Annotated in this window: 15 protein-coding genes; 7 read left to right on the forward strand and 8 right to left on the reverse strand. The window is 67.4% G+C overall.

All coding sequences use genetic code 11. The features are described from left to right. Positions 1–34: 34 nt before the first annotated feature. A complete protein-coding gene (gene ygiD, locus JKL49_RS15660) occupies positions 35–808 on the forward strand; it encodes a 4,5-DOPA-extradiol-dioxygenase (RefSeq protein ID WP_215341553.1) in 774 nt (257 codons plus the stop codon). Here the strand turns inward: ygiD and JKL49_RS15665 are convergent. The 3 genes from JKL49_RS15665 to JKL49_RS15675 form a co-directional block, all read right to left on the reverse strand. After that, positions 805–2,565, reverse strand: a complete 1,761-nt coding sequence (locus JKL49_RS15665) for a calcium-binding protein (protein WP_215341554.1) — start codon at positions 2,563–2,565, stop codon at positions 805–807. The genes ygiD and JKL49_RS15665 overlap by 4 nt on opposite strands. Before the next feature lie 129 nt (positions 2,566–2,694). Further along, positions 2,695–4,362, reverse strand: a complete 1,668-nt coding sequence (gene ettA / locus JKL49_RS15670) for an energy-dependent translational throttle protein EttA (protein WP_215341555.1) — start codon at positions 4,360–4,362, stop codon at positions 2,695–2,697. 146 nt (positions 4,363–4,508) lie between these two features. Continuing rightward, positions 4,509–4,832 carry a DUF8200 family protein gene (locus JKL49_RS15675; RefSeq protein WP_215341556.1) on the reverse strand — a complete coding sequence of 108 codons (324 nt, stop codon included), beginning with the start codon at positions 4,830–4,832 and terminating at the stop codon, positions 4,509–4,511. Between the two features lie 104 nt (positions 4,833–4,936). Between JKL49_RS15675 and JKL49_RS15680 the strand changes: the two genes are divergently transcribed. From JKL49_RS15680 to JKL49_RS15690, 3 genes are all read left to right on the forward strand, one after another. Further along, on the forward strand, positions 4,937–5,524 hold the full coding sequence (locus tag JKL49_RS15680; protein ID WP_215341557.1) for a TetR/AcrR family transcriptional regulator: 588 nt from the start codon (positions 4,937–4,939) through the stop codon (positions 5,522–5,524). Between the two features lie 80 nt (positions 5,525–5,604). Next, the gene (locus JKL49_RS15685) at positions 5,605–5,787 is read left to right on the forward strand and encodes a CsbD family protein (protein WP_215341558.1); all 183 of its coding nucleotides are present in this window, start codon (positions 5,605–5,607) and stop codon (positions 5,785–5,787) included. Between the two features lie 158 nt (positions 5,788–5,945). Beyond that, a complete protein-coding gene (locus tag JKL49_RS15690) occupies positions 5,946–7,520 on the forward strand; it encodes an amidase (RefSeq protein ID WP_215341559.1) in 1,575 nt (524 codons plus the stop codon). Here the strand turns inward: JKL49_RS15690 and JKL49_RS15695 are convergent. Both JKL49_RS15695 and JKL49_RS15700 read right to left on the reverse strand, forming a co-directional pair. Then, on the reverse strand, positions 7,514–9,019 hold the full coding sequence (locus tag JKL49_RS15695; protein WP_215341560.1) for a right-handed parallel beta-helix repeat-containing protein: 1,506 nt from the start codon (positions 9,017–9,019) through the stop codon (positions 7,514–7,516). The genes JKL49_RS15690 and JKL49_RS15695 overlap by 7 nt on opposite strands. After that, entirely contained in the window at positions 9,016–10,473 is a 1,458-nt protein-coding gene (locus JKL49_RS15700; RefSeq protein ID WP_215341561.1) for a tetratricopeptide repeat protein, read from the reverse strand. The genes JKL49_RS15695 and JKL49_RS15700 overlap by 4 nt, the downstream gene beginning before the upstream one ends. 298 nt (positions 10,474–10,771) lie before the next feature. Between JKL49_RS15700 and JKL49_RS15705 the strand changes: the two genes are divergently transcribed. Next, the gene (locus JKL49_RS15705; protein WP_249778099.1) at positions 10,772–12,475 is read left to right on the forward strand and encodes a vWA domain-containing protein; all 1,704 of its coding nucleotides are present in this window, start codon (positions 10,772–10,774) and stop codon (positions 12,473–12,475) included. A gap of 104 nt (positions 12,476–12,579) precedes the next feature. After that, positions 12,580–13,800 (forward strand): glycosyltransferase, encoded by a 1,221-nt coding sequence (locus JKL49_RS15710; RefSeq protein WP_347340395.1) that lies wholly within the window; start codon positions 12,580–12,582, stop codon positions 13,798–13,800. Here the strand turns inward: JKL49_RS15710 and JKL49_RS15715 are convergent. Both JKL49_RS15715 and JKL49_RS15720 read right to left on the reverse strand, forming a co-directional pair. Beyond that, entirely contained in the window at positions 13,797–15,023 is a 1,227-nt protein-coding gene (locus JKL49_RS15715; RefSeq protein WP_215341564.1) for an acyl-CoA dehydrogenase family protein, read from the reverse strand. The genes JKL49_RS15710 and JKL49_RS15715 overlap by 4 nt on opposite strands. 12 nt (positions 15,024–15,035) lie before the next feature. Beyond that, positions 15,036–16,157, reverse strand: a complete 1,122-nt coding sequence (locus tag JKL49_RS15720) for an acyl-CoA dehydrogenase family protein (RefSeq protein ID WP_215341565.1) — start codon at positions 16,155–16,157, stop codon at positions 15,036–15,038. A gap of 142 nt (positions 16,158–16,299) precedes the next feature. Here JKL49_RS15720 and JKL49_RS15725 point away from each other — a divergent pair, with 142 nt between their 5' ends. Next, on the forward strand, positions 16,300–16,875 hold the full coding sequence (locus JKL49_RS15725) for a hypothetical protein (RefSeq protein ID WP_215341566.1): 576 nt from the start codon (positions 16,300–16,302) through the stop codon (positions 16,873–16,875). 4 nt (positions 16,876–16,879) lie between these two features. Here the strand turns inward: JKL49_RS15725 and JKL49_RS15730 are convergent, their stop codons facing one another. Further along, entirely contained in the window at positions 16,880–17,527 is a 648-nt protein-coding gene (locus JKL49_RS15730) for an OmpW/AlkL family protein (protein ID WP_215341567.1), read from the reverse strand. Between the last annotated feature and the right edge of the window lie 95 nt (positions 17,528–17,622).

The following is a 17,622-nucleotide window of genomic DNA, read 5'->3' on the forward strand; positions in this document are numbered from 1 at the left end:
TGGGCCGGATGCGAACCGAGACCATATGGAAGACATGAACACGCCCTCCCGCATGCCCGTCGTCTTCGTCGGTCACGGTAGCCCCATGAACGCCTTGGGCGGCCCCAACGCCCAGGTCTGGCGCGAGCTGGCCGCCGGCCTGCCGCGCCCCAAGGCCATCCTGGCGATCTCGGCCCACTGGTGTCTCAACGAGACCGCCGTGACGGCCATGGCCGCGCCCAAGACCATCCACGACTTCGGCGGCTTCCCGCAGCCGTTGTTCGACATGCAGTATCCCGCGCCCGGCGACGCCCACCTCGCCGCCCGCGCCGCGGCGTTGCTCGCGCCAATGTCCGTGCGCGCCGACCAGGACTGGGGCCTGGACCATGGGACCTGGTCGGTCCTGACCCACATGTATCCCCACGCCGACGTCCCCGTGGTGCAGCTGGCCATGGACCTCAGCCAGCCGATGCCCGCCCACTACGATATCGGCAAGCGCCTGGCGCCCCTGCGTGACGAGGGCGTGCTGATCCTCGGCTCCGGAGATGTGGTCCACAACCTGAGGGCCGCCGTCCGCAGTGAGAACGCCCCGCCCCTGCCCTGGGCCCAGCACTTCCACGACGCGGTGCGCGGCCGGCTGTCGGCGGGCGACCACGCCGCCCTGATCGATCCCGGCGGCCTGGGCCCTGAGGCTGGCATGGCGGTCGACGAGCACTACCTGCCCCTGCTCTACGTCCTGGGCGCGAGCGAGCCTGGCGAACCGGTCGCCCTGTTCAACGATCACATCGAGCTGGGCTCGATCAGCATGCTAGGCGCCCGGATCGGCTAAAGCGTCGTGATCCAGCCTACCGGCAAGGTTGAGGCCGTCACACCCACCAGCACCATCCGGTCGCCGCCGCCCAGGTCCACAACGGTGTCGGACCCGACCTGGGAGACCGTGTAGGTCCCGTAGTCGATCACCACCCGGTCGCCCTGCGCATAGTGGAAGTCGGTCACCTGATCGAGGCCGCCGCCGGTGAAGATGTGGAAGATATCGGCCCCTGCCCCGCCAGTCACCGTGTCGTTACCCCGGTCGCCCCAGAGCCAGTCATCGCCGGCCCCGCCGTCGAGGCTGTCGTTCCCCTGGCCGCCCCGCACCCAGTCGAAGCCGTCGCCGCCGAACAGAGTGTCGTTTCCGAGATTGCCGTAGACGATGTCGCCGCCGGCGTCGCCGTAGAGCAGGTCGTCGTCCCTGCCGCCCACGACCCAGTCGTCGCCCTCGTTCCCATGGGCGGTGTCATTGCCCATGTTGCCGTTGATGTCGTCGAAATCGGCGCCGCCAGCGACCGAGTCGTTCCCCTCATCGCCGCGGAGATAGTTGCGCCCCGCGCCTCCGTCGAGTGTGTCGGCTCCGGCCCGTCCCCCGATACTGTCATCGCCATCACCGCCGGAAATATTGTCGGCAGAACTGCCTCCCATCAGCGTGTCAGCGTGGGGGCTCCCCAGGAAACGCTCGAAGTTCTGGGTGTTAGCGCTCGAAAACGGACCTGAGGCGGCGAAATCGAAATTGAGAGCAGATGGACTGGATAGGAAGGATAGCAAATCCGACCCTGCTCCGCCGTCAAGCCAATCCGCTCCGCCGCCACCGTCCAACGTGTCATCGCCTTCATCGCCAAACAGGGTTTCGCTGGCTAGGCCTCCTGTGAGCAGATCGTCTCCCTGATGGCCATGCACCGCGCCCGTGACCGAACCACCCGCCCCATTGTAGGTATCGTTGCGAGGTCCAAAGTCCACGGCGCCGACGACACTGCCGCTATTGCGGAAGATCTCGCGACCGCCTCCAACCGACTGGATGCCAAGATCTACCGCGCCCGTCATTGTTCCAGAGTTTCGGAACATGTATTCTCGGTCGAGAACTTGGTTAATATTGTATATCTTTAGAGAATAGTCGCCTTGGATCGCTCCACTATTGGTGAACGTTCCTGTACCACCATAGGCGACCGCGATACTGTCAGAGCCTGCTCGCGTGCTTTGCGCGCGAATGCTGCCGGTATTCACGAAGGCGTAATCATCCACAAAGCTGCCAACGCTAATGCCCACTGGTCCGCGCATTCCGCCAGAGGTTGCTTCGATCGTACCCGAATTGAATACTGGCGAGCCGTTCTGAATCACGACGCCGAAGGCATGATCGCCAGCTGCGACCCGGATCGTGCCGCTGTTCTCGAAGGTTGGGTTTGACATACCAAGGATGTCGATTCCCATGGCCTGCATCTTTGCAGTCACATCGACCACACCATTGTTGACGACTCGGGGAGACCAACCGGGTCCCCAGATGCCCGACGCCCATCCGCCCGGCGTGCTGGATTGGACGGTGAGGACACCGCTGTGTTCGATGGTCACGACCGAGGGATTGAGTAGGTTTCCAACGCCGAAATAGAGTCCAACGACTCGAAAAGCGGTGTCGGCTGTAAGAGATACTTCGCCAGCTATATTCAGTGACGGGAAGAGCGGCGCACCCCATTGCTGGAGTTCGATCGCATTCTCATTCTGAAACGCGAGGAGCGTCCCCGGCGCGATTCGAAAATTGGAAGTAATCGTCGTCGTCAAAACTCATCCCCACTCCAGAGGGAGATGCAATCACCCGCCCCTAACGCCGCAGGCGCCATCAGGCATATATCGCCAGGCGGGCCCATTCTGGATTGAAGATGGCCACAATCACCAGTCGAACGCGAGCCCCTACCGCGCGAACTTCTGGAACTTCAGCCGGTGGGGGATGAGGCTGTCGGCGCCCAGGCGGCGCTTCTTGTCGTCCTCATAGGCTTCGAAGTTGCCCTCGAACCATTCCACGTGGCTGTCGCCCTCGAAGGCCAGTATGTGGGTGGCCAGGCGGTCCAGGAACCAGCGGTCGTGGGAGATGATCACGGCGCAGCCGGCGAACTCCTCCAGCGCCTCTTCCAGGTTCTGCAGCGTCTCGATGTCCAGGTCGTTGGTGGGCTCATCGAGCAGGATGAGGTTGCCGCCGGTGGTCAGGGTCTTGGCCAGGTGGACGCGGTTGCGTTCCCCACCCGACAACTGGCCGACCTTCTTCTGCTGGTCGCCGCCGCGGAAGTTGAACGAGCCGACATAGGAGCGGGTGTTGATCTCCCGCTTGCCCACGGCCATCACGTCCAGGCCGCCGGAGATTTCCTGCCAGACGGTCTTGGTGGGATCGAGCGCATCGCGGCTCTGGTCCACATAGGCCAGCTTGACGGTCTCGCCGACCCGGAAGGTCCCGGAGTCCGGGGTCTCCTGGCCGGTGATCAGCTTGAACAGGGTCGACTTGCCGGCCCCGTTGGGCCCGATCACGCCGACGATGCCGTTGGGCGGCAGGCTGAAGGACAGGTCCTTGAACAGCACCTTCTCGCCATAGGCCTTCTCCAGGTTCTGAACCTCGAGCACCAGATTGCCCAGACGCGGGCCGGGCGGGATCTGAATGGTGGCGGTGGTCTGGGCCAGGCGCGAAGTCTCCTGCTCGCGGACCATCTCGTCATAGGCGGCCAGGCGGGCCTTGGACTTGGCCTGGCGGGCCTTGGCGCCGGAACGCACCCATTCCAGTTCGCGGGTCATAGCGCGCTGGCGGGCGTCGGATTCGGAGTTTTCCTGGACGATCCGCTTGGTCTTCTGTTCCAGCCAACCGGAATAGTTGCCCTCGTAGGGCAGGCCCTTGCCGCGGTCGAGTTCCAGGGTCCACTTGGTCACCTGATCCAGGAAGTAGCGGTCGTGGGTCACCAGGATGACGCAGCCCGGGAAGGCCTCGAGGTGGTGCTGCAGCCAGGCCACGGACTCGGCGTCCAGGTGGTTGGTGGGTTCGTCCAGCAGCAGCATGTCGGGCTTGGACAGCAGCAGGCGGGCCAGCGCGATGCGGCGCTTCTCGCCGCCCGACAGGTTGTCCACCGGCCAGTCGTTGGGCGGGCAGCGCAGGGCGTCGGCGGCCATCTCGATCTTGGAGTCGATGTCCCAGATGTCGGCGGCGTCGATCTTTTCCTGGAGGGCGGTCATCTCCTCCATCAGTTCGTCGGTGTAGTCCTCCCCCAGCTTGGTGGCGACCTCGTTGTAGCGGTCGAAGATCTTCTTCTCTTCGCACCACGAGATGATGTTGCCCCAGACATTGAGCTGCTCGTCGAGGTGGGGCTCCTGTTCCAGATAGCCCATCTTGACGCCATCGGCGGCCTTGGCCTCGCCGTTGAACTCCTTGTCCACGCCGGCGATGATCTTCAGCAGGGTGGACTTGCCCGAGCCGTTGACCCCGACCACGCCGATCTTGGCGTCGGAGTAGAACGACAGCCAGATGTTCTCGAACACCTTCTTGCCGCCGGGGAAGGCCTTGGTCAGGCCCTGCATCTGATAAATGTACTGCTGCGCCATGGGGCGTCCGCGCTCGCTCTTCGAAGAAGGGAATTCGGGTGCGGAGATAGCGGTCAGGGGCGTCCTGCGCAACGGCGGCGCGGCGCGGAGCCGCCAAGGCGGCGCATTCCGTCCCGAGAAAGGCCGGCGCGCCGCAGGGGGAAGGCTTAGCGCGGGCCGGCGTTGCAGTTGGCGACGTCGATGTCGCTCATCTTGTTTCCACGGCTGGAATAGGCGGCCAGGGGTCCCAGGGCGGCGCGCACCTTGCGGCACTGCTTCATGAAGCTGTCGAGGCCGGGCGCGTACTTGGAGACGCCGAGACAGGCGTCGCCGTCGCACTTCCACTCGACACTGCTGATGACCTGGGTGGTGGGCGCAGTCACCGGGGTGACCAGCTTGGCCTTGGCGCGGAAGCCCTCGGCGGCGCTGGCGCTATTGGCGCAGAGCAGGGCAACCACCAGGACGGCGGCTGAGAGAGCCTTGGTTTGCATTGGAAGCTCCATCCGGCTAAAAAGGGCACGATCGGTTACTAAGCCAAAAAGGCACAGTCGGTCACTTTTTGTCAAGTCGGGAGCTTGGCCATGGAAGGTCTGCTTTGAAGAAGGGCGAAGCCACCCGGGCGCGGATCATCGACGAGACCGGCCGTCAGGCGGCGATCAAGGGATTTGGCGCGGTCAGCCTGGGCGATGTGGCCGAGGCCGTGGGCCTGTCCAAGAGCGGCCTCTTCAAGCATTTCGACTCCAAGGAAGACATGGAGCTGGCGACCCTGGACGCCGGCTTCGACCGCTTCATCGCCTTCGTCTGGGATCCCGCCGACGACCTGCCGCCCGGACGTCCCCGGCTGGAGAGCGTCTTCGAGCGCTGGCTCGACTGGACCGAGGTGGAGAACGCCGCCGGTGGCTGCCTGATCATGGCCGCCAGCACCGAACTGGACGACCAGCCCGGGCCCATGCGTGATCTGCTGCAGGTCCGCGTCCGCAAGTGGCGCCAGCGTCTGGCCGGCGAGATGAAAGCTCTGCGCGAACCGCCGATGAGCGACGCCGAGGCGCAAGGGGTCGTTTTTCAAATGAAGAGCTTCATCCTGGGCCACAGCGAACTGCGCCGCCTGCTGGACGACACAGGCGCGCGGGCCGCGGCGCGGGCCGCCTTCGACAGCCTGATGGATCGAACCCAACAGATCTGACGGAACAATCCACCGGTCTCATGCGTAGAGAAGGGCGAAGGGCGATCCCCCGCGCCCTCCCACATTCGCAAGGAGTTCCCATGCATAAGGACATCGCCAAGGGCGCCGCCAAGGATGCCTCCGGCTCGATCAAGGAAGCCGCCGGCAAACTGACCGGCAACGAGCGCCTCGAGGCCGAAGGCGTCAGCGAACGCGCGGCCGGCAAGGTTCAAAAGGGCGTCGGTGAACTCAAGGACGCCGCGCGCGACATCTTGAAGAACTAGGCCGGCAACCCATCTGAGACACAGGTTCCGCTCCTCTTCCTCCCCCCAGGATCAGCGGAACAAATAGGCAGGGCCGCGCTCGATACGGGCGCGGCCCTCGTCATGTCTGGTCAACCGCAATTTGGCGCCCTCCAATGCCCGCAAAGGCGAGGGTGAGCATGAAACGCGCGGCGGGACTGATTGCGGGCTTGGCAGCGGCCAGCGCGGCCCATGCGGCCGAGGATCCGGCCTTCGGGGGCGTTCAGGACCTTGGCCAGGCCATGGCCACGGGGTCAGCCACCTCGGAGAGCCTGACCAAGGCCTATCTCGCCCGTATCGCGGCCCTGGACCGCCAGGGGCCCAAGCTCAACAGCATCATCGTCCTCAACCCCCACGCCCTGGCCGACGCCCGTGCGCTGGACGCCGAACGCAAGGCGGGCAAGGTCCGCGGCCCGCTGCACGGCCTGCCCATCCTGCTGAAAGACAACATCGAGAGCGCCGACGACACCGCAACCACCGCTGGATCGCTGGCGCTGAAGGACAACGTCACGGGCCGCGACGCGCCCCTGGTGAAGCGCCTGACCGACGCGGGCGCGGTGATCCTGGGCAAGACCAACCTGTCGGAGTGGGCCAACTACCGCTCATCCCATTCCATCAGCGGCTGGAGCGCCATGGGCGGCCTGGTGCGCAACCCCTACGCCCTGGACCGCAGCGCCTGCGGCTCCAGCGCCGGCTCCGGCGCGGCGGTGGCGGCGGGCCTGGCCGTAGCCGCCATCGGCACCGAAACGGACGGCTCCATCACCTGCCCGGCGGCGATGAACGGCATCGTCGGCTTGAAGCCCACCGTCGGCCTGGTCTCCCGCACCCACATCATCCCGATCTCCGCGAGCCAGGACACCGCGGGGCCGATGACCCGCAGCGTCGCCGACGCCGCCGCCGTGCTGACCGCCATCGCCGGCTCCGATTCGGCCGACCCGGCGACGGCGGACGCCGACATCCACAAGGCCGACTATCTGAAAGCCCTCGACGCCAAGGCGCTAAAGGGCGTCCGCATCGGCGTGATGCGCGCCACCGCCGGGCGTTCGCCCCAGACCGACGCGGTGTTCGAGATTGCCCTCGCCGCCCTTAAGGCCGGCGGCGCCGTGCTGGTGGAGGTGACCGCCCCCGACGGCAAGGCCATCGACGAGCTGGAGGACGTGGTGCTGCGGGTCGAGTTCAAGGCGGGCCTCAACGCCTACCTGGCCTCCACCTCGCCGGCCCAGGTGAAGAGCCGCACCCTGGCCGAGCTGATCGCCTTCAACGCCGCCGAACCGCGCGAGACCGTGCTGTTTGGCCAGGAGATATTCGTGGAGGCGCAAGCCGCGCCCGGCCTCGACGACCCCGCCTATCTGAAGGCCAAGGCCGACGCCAAGCGGTTGGCCGGGCCCGAGGGCATCGACAAGCTGCTGAAGGACGCCAAGGTCGAGGTGCTGGTCGCCGCAAGCGGCGGGCCACCCTCGGTGGTGGACCGCGTAAATGGCGGGAGAGGGCTGGGCTCGCCGTCGAGCCTTCCGGCGGTGGCGGGCTATCCTCACCTCACCGTGCCCATGGGCTATGTCTCTGGCCTGCCGGTGGGGCTGTCCTTCATCGGAACCGCCTGGTCGGAGGCCCGCCTGCTGTCCCTGGGCTACGCCTTCGAACAGGCGACCAAGGTCCGGCGCGCGCCCACCTTCCCCGCCTCGGTCAACGGCTCACCGGCCTTCGATCTTCAGTAGCCCGACGACCCCATCAGCGGCGGGCCGCTGGAGTATCCGCCCTGCGGGTAGGCGGGCGGTTGCGGCGCCGACCGGGGGCCGAACATCGACCGGCGCGGCGCCGGGGGCGGCACATAGGCGCGCGGTTGCGGCATGCCGTCCCGCTGGAAGCCGCGCTCGTAGCCGTCCACTTCCCAGCCGTAGCGGCCCGCGGAGTCGAAGCCGGTCTCGTCGGTGATCGCCCGAGGCGCCTCGCTCATCGGCCGGCAATAGGCGCCAGGTGGCATGCGATAGCCGCAGCCTTGCGAGGAGTAGACGTAGTTGGGCTCGGTGATCGGCTCGACGCCGCGCTCATAGCTCATGCCCGAACCGATGAAGCGGTTACCGCCGACCTCGGGCCGGCCGCCGGAGAAGTAGGCGCCGTACTCGTCGGCAGCGATGGCGTTCTGGCGCACGCGCACCTTGCCGTAGTCCGACAGCACCCCGCGGCGGACGCGGATAATGCGGTTGTGGACCAGCTCCACGTCGGCGCCGCGGTCGACATAGACCCCGGTGACCCAGTTACGGATGACGCTGTTGGCGATCAGCAGGCTGCCGGCGCCGCTGCGCTGGTCGCGCACGGTGATAGCGGTGGAACCCGGCAAGCCGGGGCCTGGCGAGATGACGCCGACCTGCACCAGCCGGCTCTGGCCGGGGGCAGGCGTGATGTCCAGGCCGCGCACGTCGGCGCTGATCCGAGCCTGCTGAATGTCCACGGCCACGCTGTCGGCCATGATGGCGGCGTCATTGGTGCGGGCCTCGATCACGCTGTTGCGGATGATCAGGCTGCCGCCCTGGACGAAGATCGCCGAGGCGTCACCCTGGTAGCGGACCGACGAGCGGATCAGCGCAACGTCGGCGTCCTGCGCCTCAATGCAGGCGCTGCGGCCGCCCTGGCTGGCCTCGATGGTCAGGTCGCGGATTTCCACGCCCTTCACGCCAGGCGCGATGCGGATGCAGGGCGCGCCGTCGGGTGGGCTCAGCTTGGCGACGCCGGAGCCGACATTGCCGAAGGCGGGCGTGCCCTCACCGGCGATGATCACCGGGTGGTCGATCTCCAGAGTCTCGCGGCAGACCCCGCCGCGCGAGCGGATATAGAGCACGCCGTTGTCGGCCAGATTGTAGATCGCGTCGGCCAACTGGTGGGGCCCGCCGCGGGTGTCGGCGCAATCGACAGTGATGGAGTCCAAGTACAGGGGGCGTCGGCCGCCCCCCGGATAGCCGCCATTGCCGTAGCCGCCGCTGCCGTAACCGTCGCTGCCGTAGCCGCCGTAGCCGCCGGCGCCGCGCCGAGGCTTCCAGGGGCCGGGGCGATAGGTGTGGCGCAGGGGCGGCGCCAGCAGGATACCGAAGTTCGGCCGGATCTGCTGGTCGATCTTGGCGTCCGGCAAGGCCTGGGCCTCACCGGCCACGCCAAGGCTGAGGACACAGGCGACGGCGGCCCCAAGGCCCGCCAGGCGGCGAAGGGCTTTTGCGATCACCGGTAGCTTCCTTCTGTGGGTCGGCGCGGGGTGCGGGCCACCTGGGCCAGGACTTCACGCAGACGCTGAGCCGACGGCTTGAAGCCCGCCAGCGCGCCGTCGATCTGGTAGGAGACGGCCGAGGCCTTGTCCTGGTCGGCGATGCCCGAGACGCCCAGCGAGAAATAGGTCGACATGGCGTACTTGGCCTCGGGGCTGCCCTGCTTGTCGGCCTCCGCGAACCAGTGGAAGGCGCGCGCATAGTCCCGCGCCACGCCCACGCCCTCGGCGTACATCACCGCCAGGGCCAGCTGTGAGCGGGCCGAGCCGTTCACCGCCGCGTACTGGATGGCGCGCACCTTCTCCAGCGGCGTGAACACCCCGGTCGTGGAGCGGCCCAGCATGGCCTGGAAGGTCTGGATGTCGCCAGGCGACAGCTGGTTCAGCGAGCTTATCGGCTGCGGGATAACCCGCAGATAGGCCAGGGCCGCGCCGACGTGCTGGAAGGGCAGCTCGTCGATGCGCGATAGGGCCACGCCCTCGGCTTCGCCCAGGGTCGCGGCCTCGTCGGAGTGCGGCACGCCGCTATCGGGCGCCTGGGGCGGATAGAACTCGTAGGGCGGCACCCAGCGGCGGGCCTTCGATTCGGCGTCGGAGCCGAGCGAGGCGCGTTCCACCGAGGATTTCTCGAAGTCCTTCAGCATCACGTAGCCCGCAACGTCCCCGGCCTGGGCGGCCAGGTAGTTATAGAGATAGACGTCGACGTCATTGCGGGTGAACAGGGTCGCGGCGGCCGGCGGCTTGACCTGGTTCAGGTCGCGCGAGTCCACCGGCGAGCCCTCCGAAGGATCCCCAAAGGGACCGAAGGCGGAGTCATGCAGGCGCGCCAGGGTGCGGAAGCCCGCGGCCCCCTGGCTGGACAGCACATAGATCACCCGGTCGCGGACCTGCTGACGCTCGTCGGAGCTCATGCGGTCCAGCATGCGGTCGAGGGCGAGATATGCGCCCCGGCGTTCGGCCGCGCGGCAGTCGTTCAGCTTGTTGCCCGCGCCGCCGCGGCTGCCCCTCTTGGGGTCCACACCGGCGATGATCGGGGCGTAGCCGTCGGGATTGGACAGCGCCATCTCGTACCAGACGGCCGACTCCACCGGATCGGCCAGGTTCTTCTCCGTGGCGTCGCGACCGGTATACCGCCGCGCCAGATCGATCTGCGCGAAGAAGTCCCCCTGGAAGCCTTGCCGGCGCAGGGCGCGGATTTCCTGTTCCTGGGCGTTGAACTGCGGCTGCACGCCGATCGCCGGCTGCGGACGCGGACAGGCCGGACCGCCCACGGCGAAGCGGCCACCGCCGCCCCCAGGACCGTCCTTGGGCTGGCAGCCGCCGGACAGAGGAATGATGGCGGCCAAGACCGCCAAGGTCAGGCCCCTACGAACGAGACGACGCGCGCCGAGGGCGACTTCATGGAAAATGGCCATGCGCTCCCCCTTCAGCGTTAACCATACTTGAACTGTTCACTAGCGTCCCGCCCCCACCCCCTGTCAAGCTTGGGGCTGTGAACTTTCAAACTCTAAAGACTCGCCTGAATGGCGAGTGAACAACGCCGACATCGCCAAGCCCCCTGTTCGTCGCGTTTTCGCCTCAGATGACGCGCCAAGCTGCGCCTTGAGGGACTTATTCGGAGCGCTGAGAACCATGGCCGGTGTACGAAACTTAAGTCGGGTCTCGCTTTGCTTGCTTACCGTTGTGGCATCTGGCGCGGCCCCGGCCGTTCCGATGGCCGCCCCGGCGATTCGGGACGGGGCGCCCACCCCCGCCGCTTGCGAGGCGCTGGGCTTCCCCAAGCCGGATGATGGCCGGGACGTCTACAGCCGCCGCGGCCGCAGGGTCGGCGGCGCGATGTACGCCCCGCCCGCCATGGCCATGCCGCCGGCGCCGCCCCCCGCGCCCTTCCCGGCGCCGAAGGCCGCGCCGATGCAGGAGATGGCGGTGACAGGCATGGCCCGCGTCTCGCCCTACATGCCCGGGCCCGCGGCCGGCGACGTGAACACCGAACGCTATCCCAACGCCCAGGCCAACCCCATCAAGCAGACGGCCCAGGAGCCGGTCTCAACCTTCTCGGTTGATGTCGACACCGCCGCCTATGCCAATGTCCGCCGCTTCCTGAACGACGGCCAGAGCCCGCCCCGCGACGCGGTCCGGGTGGAGGAGCTGATCAACTATTTCGACTACGGCTACGCCAAGCCCACCGACCCCCAGGTCCCGTTCAAGCCCTTCGTCGCGGTGACCCCCTCCCCCTGGTCCGCAGACCGGCAGATCGTCCATATCGGCCTGCAGGGCTATGACATCCCCCGCGCCCAGCAGCCGCCGCTGAACCTGGTGTTCCTGATCGACACCTCCGGCTCCATGTCCGACGAGAAAAAGCTGCCGCTCGCTCGCAAAGCCCTGAACCTTTTGGTGGATCAGCTGCGGCCCCAGGACCGGGTCTCCATGGTGGCCTATGCCGGCTCAGCCGGCGCGGTGCTGGCCCCCACCAGCGGCCGCGAGAAGCTGAAGATGCGCTGCGCCCTGGGCGCTCTGGAATCCGGTGGCTCAACCGCCGGCGGCCAGGGTCTGGCGCTCGCCTATGACCTGGCGGTGCAGAACTTCGATGCGAAGGCGGTCAACCGCGTGATCCTGATGACCGACGGCGACTTCAACGTCGGCGTCGCCGACCCGTCCAAGCTCACCGACTTCGTGGCCGCCAAGCGCAAGACCGGGGTCTATCTATCGGTCTACGGTCTGGGCGAGGGCAACTACAACGACACCCTGATGCAAGCCCTGGCTCAGAACGGCAACGGAACCGCCGGCTACATCGACACCCTCAACGAGGCGCGGAAATCCTTCCGGGACGACTTCTCCGGCTCGCTGTTCCCCATCGCCGACGACGTGAAGATCCAGGTGGAGTTCAATCCCAAGGCGGTCAGCGAGTACCGGCTGATCGGCTACGAGACCCGGCTGCTGAACCGCGAGGACTTCAACAACGACCAGGTGGACGCCGGCGAAGTGGGATCCGGAACCTCGGTCACCGCCCTCTATGAGGTGACGCCGGTCGGCGCACGGGCCTCCAGCGATCCGCTGCGCTACAGCGCCCCGGCCCCGCGGGCGGTCGCCGCCAGCGGCGAGATCGCCTTCCTGAAGATCCGCTACAAGCTGCCGGGCGGCCAGGCCTCCAAGCTGATCGAGCGCCCCATTGGTCCGGCCGACACCTATGCCCGTCTCGACCAGGCGCCCGAGCCCACCCGCTGGGCGCTGGCGGTGGCGGGCTTTGGCCAGAAGCTGCGTGGCGATCCGTGGGTCGCCTCCAGCTTCGGCTGGGCCTCCGTGGGCGATCTGGCCCAGGGCGCGCGGGGGGCCGACCCCTACGGCCTGAGGGCGGAGTTCGTGCAGTTGGCGCGCGCCGCCGGCGAGACGAAAACCGTCAACGAATCAGGAAACTAGAGCTCGTGACCTGAGTTCCGCCGTCAAGGCGAGGCGCGGCCGCAACAAACGGCCGCGCCGTTCGTTGCCTGATGAGTACCACCCCGACCCATGAGGGCGCTCGCGTGTATGACGTCACCGCTCCGGACCAGGACAACCTGATCCGCCTGGACCCCGCCGAGGCGCCCTATTTCGGCGCGCCGGGCCGCGTGGGCTTCCACCTGATCGACACCACCATGATGTATGCGCCGCGCTCAGGCGGGGTGAAGCGCTACCTGAACGCCAAACAGGCCTGGCTGGCCAAGCGCCGCCCGGACATCCGCCACACCCTGGTGACACCAGGCGCCGCCACCGGATCGTCCGAGCCTGGCGTCGTCACCGTGGCCGCCGCCCGCCTGCCCTTCGGCGACGGCTACCGGATGCCGGCCAATGCGGCCAAGTGGGAGACGGTGCTGAGGATGCTGGAGCCCGACATCCTGGAGGCTGGCGACATCTTCGTGCCCGGCCACGCGGCCTTGGACACCGGCGAGGCGCTCGGCGTGCCGGTGGTGGGCTTCTGCCACACCGACGCCGCGGCGCTGGCGGCCCTGCACTTCGGCGACTGGGCGCAGGCCCCGGCCATGAAGCGCTGGGCCGACATCTATCGGCGCTTCGACCGGGTGGTGGCGCCCAGCCGCCACATGGCCCTGCGCCTGGCCGAGGCCGGGGTTGAAAAGGTCACCGTCCAGATGCTTGGGGTCGACACCGAGCTCTTCCATCCCCGGCGCGCCGATCCGGGCGCGCTGCGCAAACGCCTGGGTCTGCCCTGGAACGCCCGCATCCTGGTCTTCGCCGGACGCCCCGCACGGGAGAAGAACATCGACTCCATCGTCTGCGCCGTGGAGCGCCTGGGCGAGCCCTATCACCTGATCCTGGTGGGCGCAGGCAAGGACGTGCGCATCTCTCCCCACGTCATCAGCCTGGATTACGAGTCCGATCCCGTGGCCTTGGCGACCCTGATCGCCAGCTGCGACGCCTGCGTCCACGCCAACGAGAACGAGCCCTTCGGCCTGGTGGTGCTGGAGGCCCTGGCCGCCGGCGTGCCGGTGGTGGGCCCGCGACGCGGCGGGGTCTCCGAACTGATCGACAACGAGGTCGGCCAGATCGCCCACGACGTCGACCCCGGGGGCTTGGCCGAGGCCATAGAGGCCCTGTTCGCCCGCGACCTCGGCGCTCTGTCGGCCGCCGCCCGCGCGCGGGCCGAGCTTCGCCATAGCTGGGAGCGGACCTTCGAAGGCCTTACCCGCCTCTATGGCGAACTCGTCATGAGCTCGGCCGCGCCGCAACCCCAGGCTTGGCGCGCCTAACGACCCGTCGGCATGTCCTTGAAGGGCACGTCCTTGTCGACCCGGATGTCGCCGGGCAGGCCCAGAACTCGTTCGGCGATGATGTTGCGCAGGATTTCGTCGGTGCCGCCGGCGATCCGCAAGCCCGGCCCGAACATCAGCGAGAAGTGGAAGGCGCCGTTCAGCGAGGCCAGTTCCGGATCGTCGATGATCCCGTACTGGTCCAGCATCTCGATAGCCGTATTGCCCAGCTCCTGCATCTGCACCGCCGAGATGATCTTGCCGATGGAGCTCTCCGGGCCCGGCGTCTGACCGCGCGAAAGGGCCGTCATCGTGCGGTTGCGGGTGTGCTTCAGGCCTTCAGCCTGGACGTACCAGTCCGCCAGCTTCTCGCGCAGCGCCCCGTCTTTCAGGGCCGAACCACCGTCGAGGCCCGGCGTGTTGCGCGCCGCCTCCATGAACTGCTGCCAGCCCGCGCCGGTCTGACCGCCCACCGCCAGCCGCTCGTTCATCAGGGTCACCAGGCTGACCTTCCAGCCCTCGTCGACCGCGCCGAGGCGCTGGCTGTCCTTCACGCGCACATCGGTGAAGAACACCTCATTGAACCCCGATCCCCCCGACATCTGGTGGATCGGCTTCACCTCGATGCCCGGGTCCTTCATATCGACCCAGAACATGGTCAGGCCCTTGTGCTTGGGCTTGTCGGGGCTGGTGCGGGTGATGACGATCCCGAAGTCCGAGAACTGGGCGCCCGTCGTCCACACCTTCTGGCCCGAGATGAGCCAGTCGCCCGAGCCGTCCGGCGCCCGTTCGGCCTTGGTCCGCGCGCCGGCCACATCCGAGCCGCCGGAGGGTTCGGAGAACAGCTGGCTCCAGATCTCCTCACCGCGCAGGGCGGGACCGACGAAGCGCTGCTTGGTCGCCTCGTCGGCGAAGGTCATCACCGTGGGGACACACATCCCCAGGCCGATCTGGAACGGGTTGCCGGGGATCGGATACTTCGCCTCCTCCTGGCTGAAGATGACGTTCTGCACCGGGGAGCCCCCTTGCCCGCCCCATTCCTTGGGCCAGGTGATGCAGGCGTAGCCGGCGGCGGCCTTGGTGGCCTGCCAGGCCTTGGAGGCGGCCATGCCGTCGCCGCCCTCCGGATCGCCAGCCACACGGGCCTTGGGGGCGTTGGCGTCGAGCCAGTCGCGGACCTGCTGGCGGTAGGCGGCTTCGTCGGGGCTGTCGTTGAAATCCATGACCAAATTCCCTTAGGCGGCCGCCGCGTTGCGGCGTTCGAGGTGGCTGACGAGGCGTTCCTTCCAGACCCGGGGCGCGCCGGCCACCAGGCTGAGTTGACGCGAGCGGCGGTAAAACAGATGGCAATCCATCTCCCAGGTGAAGCCGATGCCGCCGTGGGTCTGGATGTTTTCCTTCGACGAGAACCAGTAGGCCTCCGACGCCGCGATCCGCGCGGCGCTGGCCGCCACTGGCAGCTCCGGTGCGTTGGTGTTCAGCGCCCAGGCTCCGTAATAGGCGTTGGAGCGGGCCAGCTCGTTCTTGACGTACATGTCGGCCAGCTTGTGCTTGATGGCCTGGTACGAGGCGATCACCCGGCCGAAGGCGTAACGCTCCAGGGCGTAGTCCTTGGCCATCTCCAGGCAACGATCAGACCCACCACACTGTTCGAAGGCGATCAGGACGGCGGCGCGGTCGAAGACCTGTTCCACCAGTTCCATCCCAGCGCCGGCCGCGCCGACCCGGCGGGCGGGCGCATCCTTGAAGACCAGTTTGGCAGCGTCGCGGGTGGGATCCAGCGTCTTGACAGCCTCGCGGGCCACGCCTTCGCCGGCCAGGTCCACCAGGAAGAGGCCAGGCTTGCCACCCTCCTTGGCCAGCACCAGGGCGACGTCGGCGATGTCGCCGTCGGTCACCGGGATCTTCACGCCGGTCAGCTTGCCGTCGGTGACGGTGGCCTGCAGCGTGGCGGCCGTCGTCGCGCCGGGACCTTCGGAGGTGGCGATGGCGCCGATGATCTCACCGGCCGCGATCTTGGGCAGCAGGTCAGCCTTCTGCTCGTCGCTGCCGGCCAGCATGATGGCCTCGGCCAGGAAATAGACCGTCGAGGCGAAGGGGATGGGCGCCACCGCGCGGCCCAGTTCCTCGGCGATCACGCAGAGCTCCAGGTGACCCAGACCCAGGCCGCCGAATTCCTCGGGGATGGCGGCGCCCAGCCAGCCCTGGCCGGCGACGGCCTTCCAGAGGTCGGCGTCGTAGCCCTTGGCGGGGTTCTCCAGCACGCCGCGGGCGCGGCCGAGTGGGCTGTTGGCCTCAAGGAACTTGCGCGCCTCGCCCTTCAGGAATTTTTGGTCGTCCGAAAAATCGAAATTCATGCTCGCCCATCCGCCGATTTCGGCCGGTTGAAGTTTCCTCGCGCGTCAACATACGCGGCTTCTCGACCGAGGAAAGATTGACCTCGCGTCAAGGATTTCAGGGTCTTATGCGCACCTGTGGGCGAGCTCGAAGGGCGTACGGATGGCCAAGGCGATATTCCAGAAGAACCAGCGGGTCTGGGTCGAGAGCGTTGGCGCCTGGGCGGTCATCGAGAAGCTGGTGCCGGTCTGGGCCCGCGGCTTCGATGAGCCCGTGCGGGTCAGCTACGACGTCGGCCTGGGCCGCGACTTCGCCGCCCATGAGTTGAAGCCCGAGCAGGAAAGCGAAGACATCCTGGCCGAAGACGGCGCCCATTGGCGGCTGCTGCGGGCGCGCAACAAGTGGCAGACCCCCGATAACTGCCGCCACCATCCCTATCCGGGCAGCTATCCGGTGGTGGTCACCGACGCCAACGACTGGGGCGGCTGGCGCACGCCAGGCGCGGAATACGACCGCGACCCCCACAAGATCGAGTTCCAGGCCCGGCTGATCGCCTCGTCCCCGCGCCTGCTCTCGGTGGCCCGCCGGCTGATGGCGATGATCGAGGAAACCCCCGGCGCGCCGCCGGAACTGAAGCACCTGGCCGAGCAGGCCATGAAGATCGACCAGTACCTTAAGGAAGTGCCGGCCGGCGTGGATGAGCCCATGCGGGAAGAAACAACCCACGCCGCCGAGTAGCGGCCTAGAACTTGTAGCCGAAACCCGCCGAGACGACCCACGGGTTGAGCTTCACCTTGGACGTCAGGGCGCCGGCATTGATCTTGGCGTCGGTCTCGAAGAACACCTTCTTGACGTCGAGATTGGCGCTCCACGGCCCTTTGACCGCGACATCGACGCCGGCTTGCAGGGCGTAGCCGAAGCCGTCCTTCAGCTTCACTGTGAAGCCGTTCTCGTCCTTGCCGCTGTGGAACAGCATGTAGTTCACGCCCGCGCCCACATAGGGGCTGACCTTGGCGGTCGGGGCGAAGTGGTACTGCAGCGAGACCACGGGCGGCAGGACCCAGGTCTTGTGAACGGTGACGTCCACTCCCGGCCCCTGGGCCTTGATGGTGTGCTGGCTGGTGGTGGCGATGACCTCGACGGCGACATGATCGGTGAGGAAATAGGACAGGCCGAGAGACGGCTTGTAGTCGTCCCCGACATCGACATGCAGACCGGTGGCCGTACCCGCCGCCGTGGTGATGGCGTCATCCGCGGTCGGCGAGATCGCCGTGGCCCGGACATTGAGCATCAGCAGGCCCTTTTCCTTGGGCCGATAGTCCTGGGCCTGGGCGGTTGCGGTGAGCGCAAGCGCAGCGCCCAGGGCGAGCGCATAGGTGGCGGCCTTCATGTTCTTGTCCCCTCAACGCACGGAGGGAGCGCCGTGCTGACCCGGGACATCGCGCGTCATGCCAGGCGCGGCCTTGACCGAAGTCAAACATCTGT

This window comes from Phenylobacterium glaciei (assembly GCF_016772415.1).
GTDB classification, from domain to species: domain Bacteria; phylum Pseudomonadota; class Alphaproteobacteria; order Caulobacterales; family Caulobacteraceae; genus Phenylobacterium; species Phenylobacterium glaciei.

What these genes read in the sequence shown, in the direction of transcription:
- JKL49_RS15685 (WP_215341558.1), top strand. Translation starts at nt 5,605, where the DNA reads ATGCATAAGGACATCGCCAAGGGCGCCGCCAAGGATGCCTCCGGCTCG.
- JKL49_RS15715 (WP_215341564.1), bottom strand. Translation starts at nt 15,023, where the DNA reads ATGGATTTCAACGACAGCCCCGACGAAGCCGCCTACCGCCAGCAGGTC.
- JKL49_RS15675 (WP_215341556.1), bottom strand. Translation starts at nt 4,832, where the DNA reads ATGCAAACCAAGGCTCTCTCAGCCGCCGTCCTGGTGGTTGCCCTGCTC.
- JKL49_RS15720 (WP_215341565.1), bottom strand. Translation starts at nt 16,157, where the DNA reads ATGAATTTCGATTTTTCGGACGACCAAAAATTCCTGAAGGGCGAGGCG.
- JKL49_RS15725 (WP_215341566.1), top strand. Translation starts at nt 16,300, where the DNA reads ATGGCCAAGGCGATATTCCAGAAGAACCAGCGGGTCTGGGTCGAGAGC.
- JKL49_RS15700 (WP_215341561.1), bottom strand. Translation starts at nt 10,473, where the DNA reads ATGGCCATTTTCCATGAAGTCGCCCTCGGCGCGCGTCGTCTCGTTCGT.
- ygiD (WP_215341553.1), top strand. Translation starts at nt 35, where the DNA reads ATGAACACGCCCTCCCGCATGCCCGTCGTCTTCGTCGGTCACGGTAGC.
- JKL49_RS15690 (WP_215341559.1), top strand. Translation starts at nt 5,946, where the DNA reads ATGAAACGCGCGGCGGGACTGATTGCGGGCTTGGCAGCGGCCAGCGCG.
- JKL49_RS15705 (WP_249778099.1), top strand. Translation starts at nt 10,772, where the DNA reads ATGGCCGCCCCGGCGATTCGGGACGGGGCGCCCACCCCCGCCGCTTGC.
- JKL49_RS15730 (WP_215341567.1), bottom strand. Translation starts at nt 17,527, where the DNA reads ATGAAGGCCGCCACCTATGCGCTCGCCCTGGGCGCTGCGCTTGCGCTC.
- ettA (WP_215341555.1), bottom strand. Translation starts at nt 4,362, where the DNA reads ATGGCGCAGCAGTACATTTATCAGATGCAGGGCCTGACCAAGGCCTTC.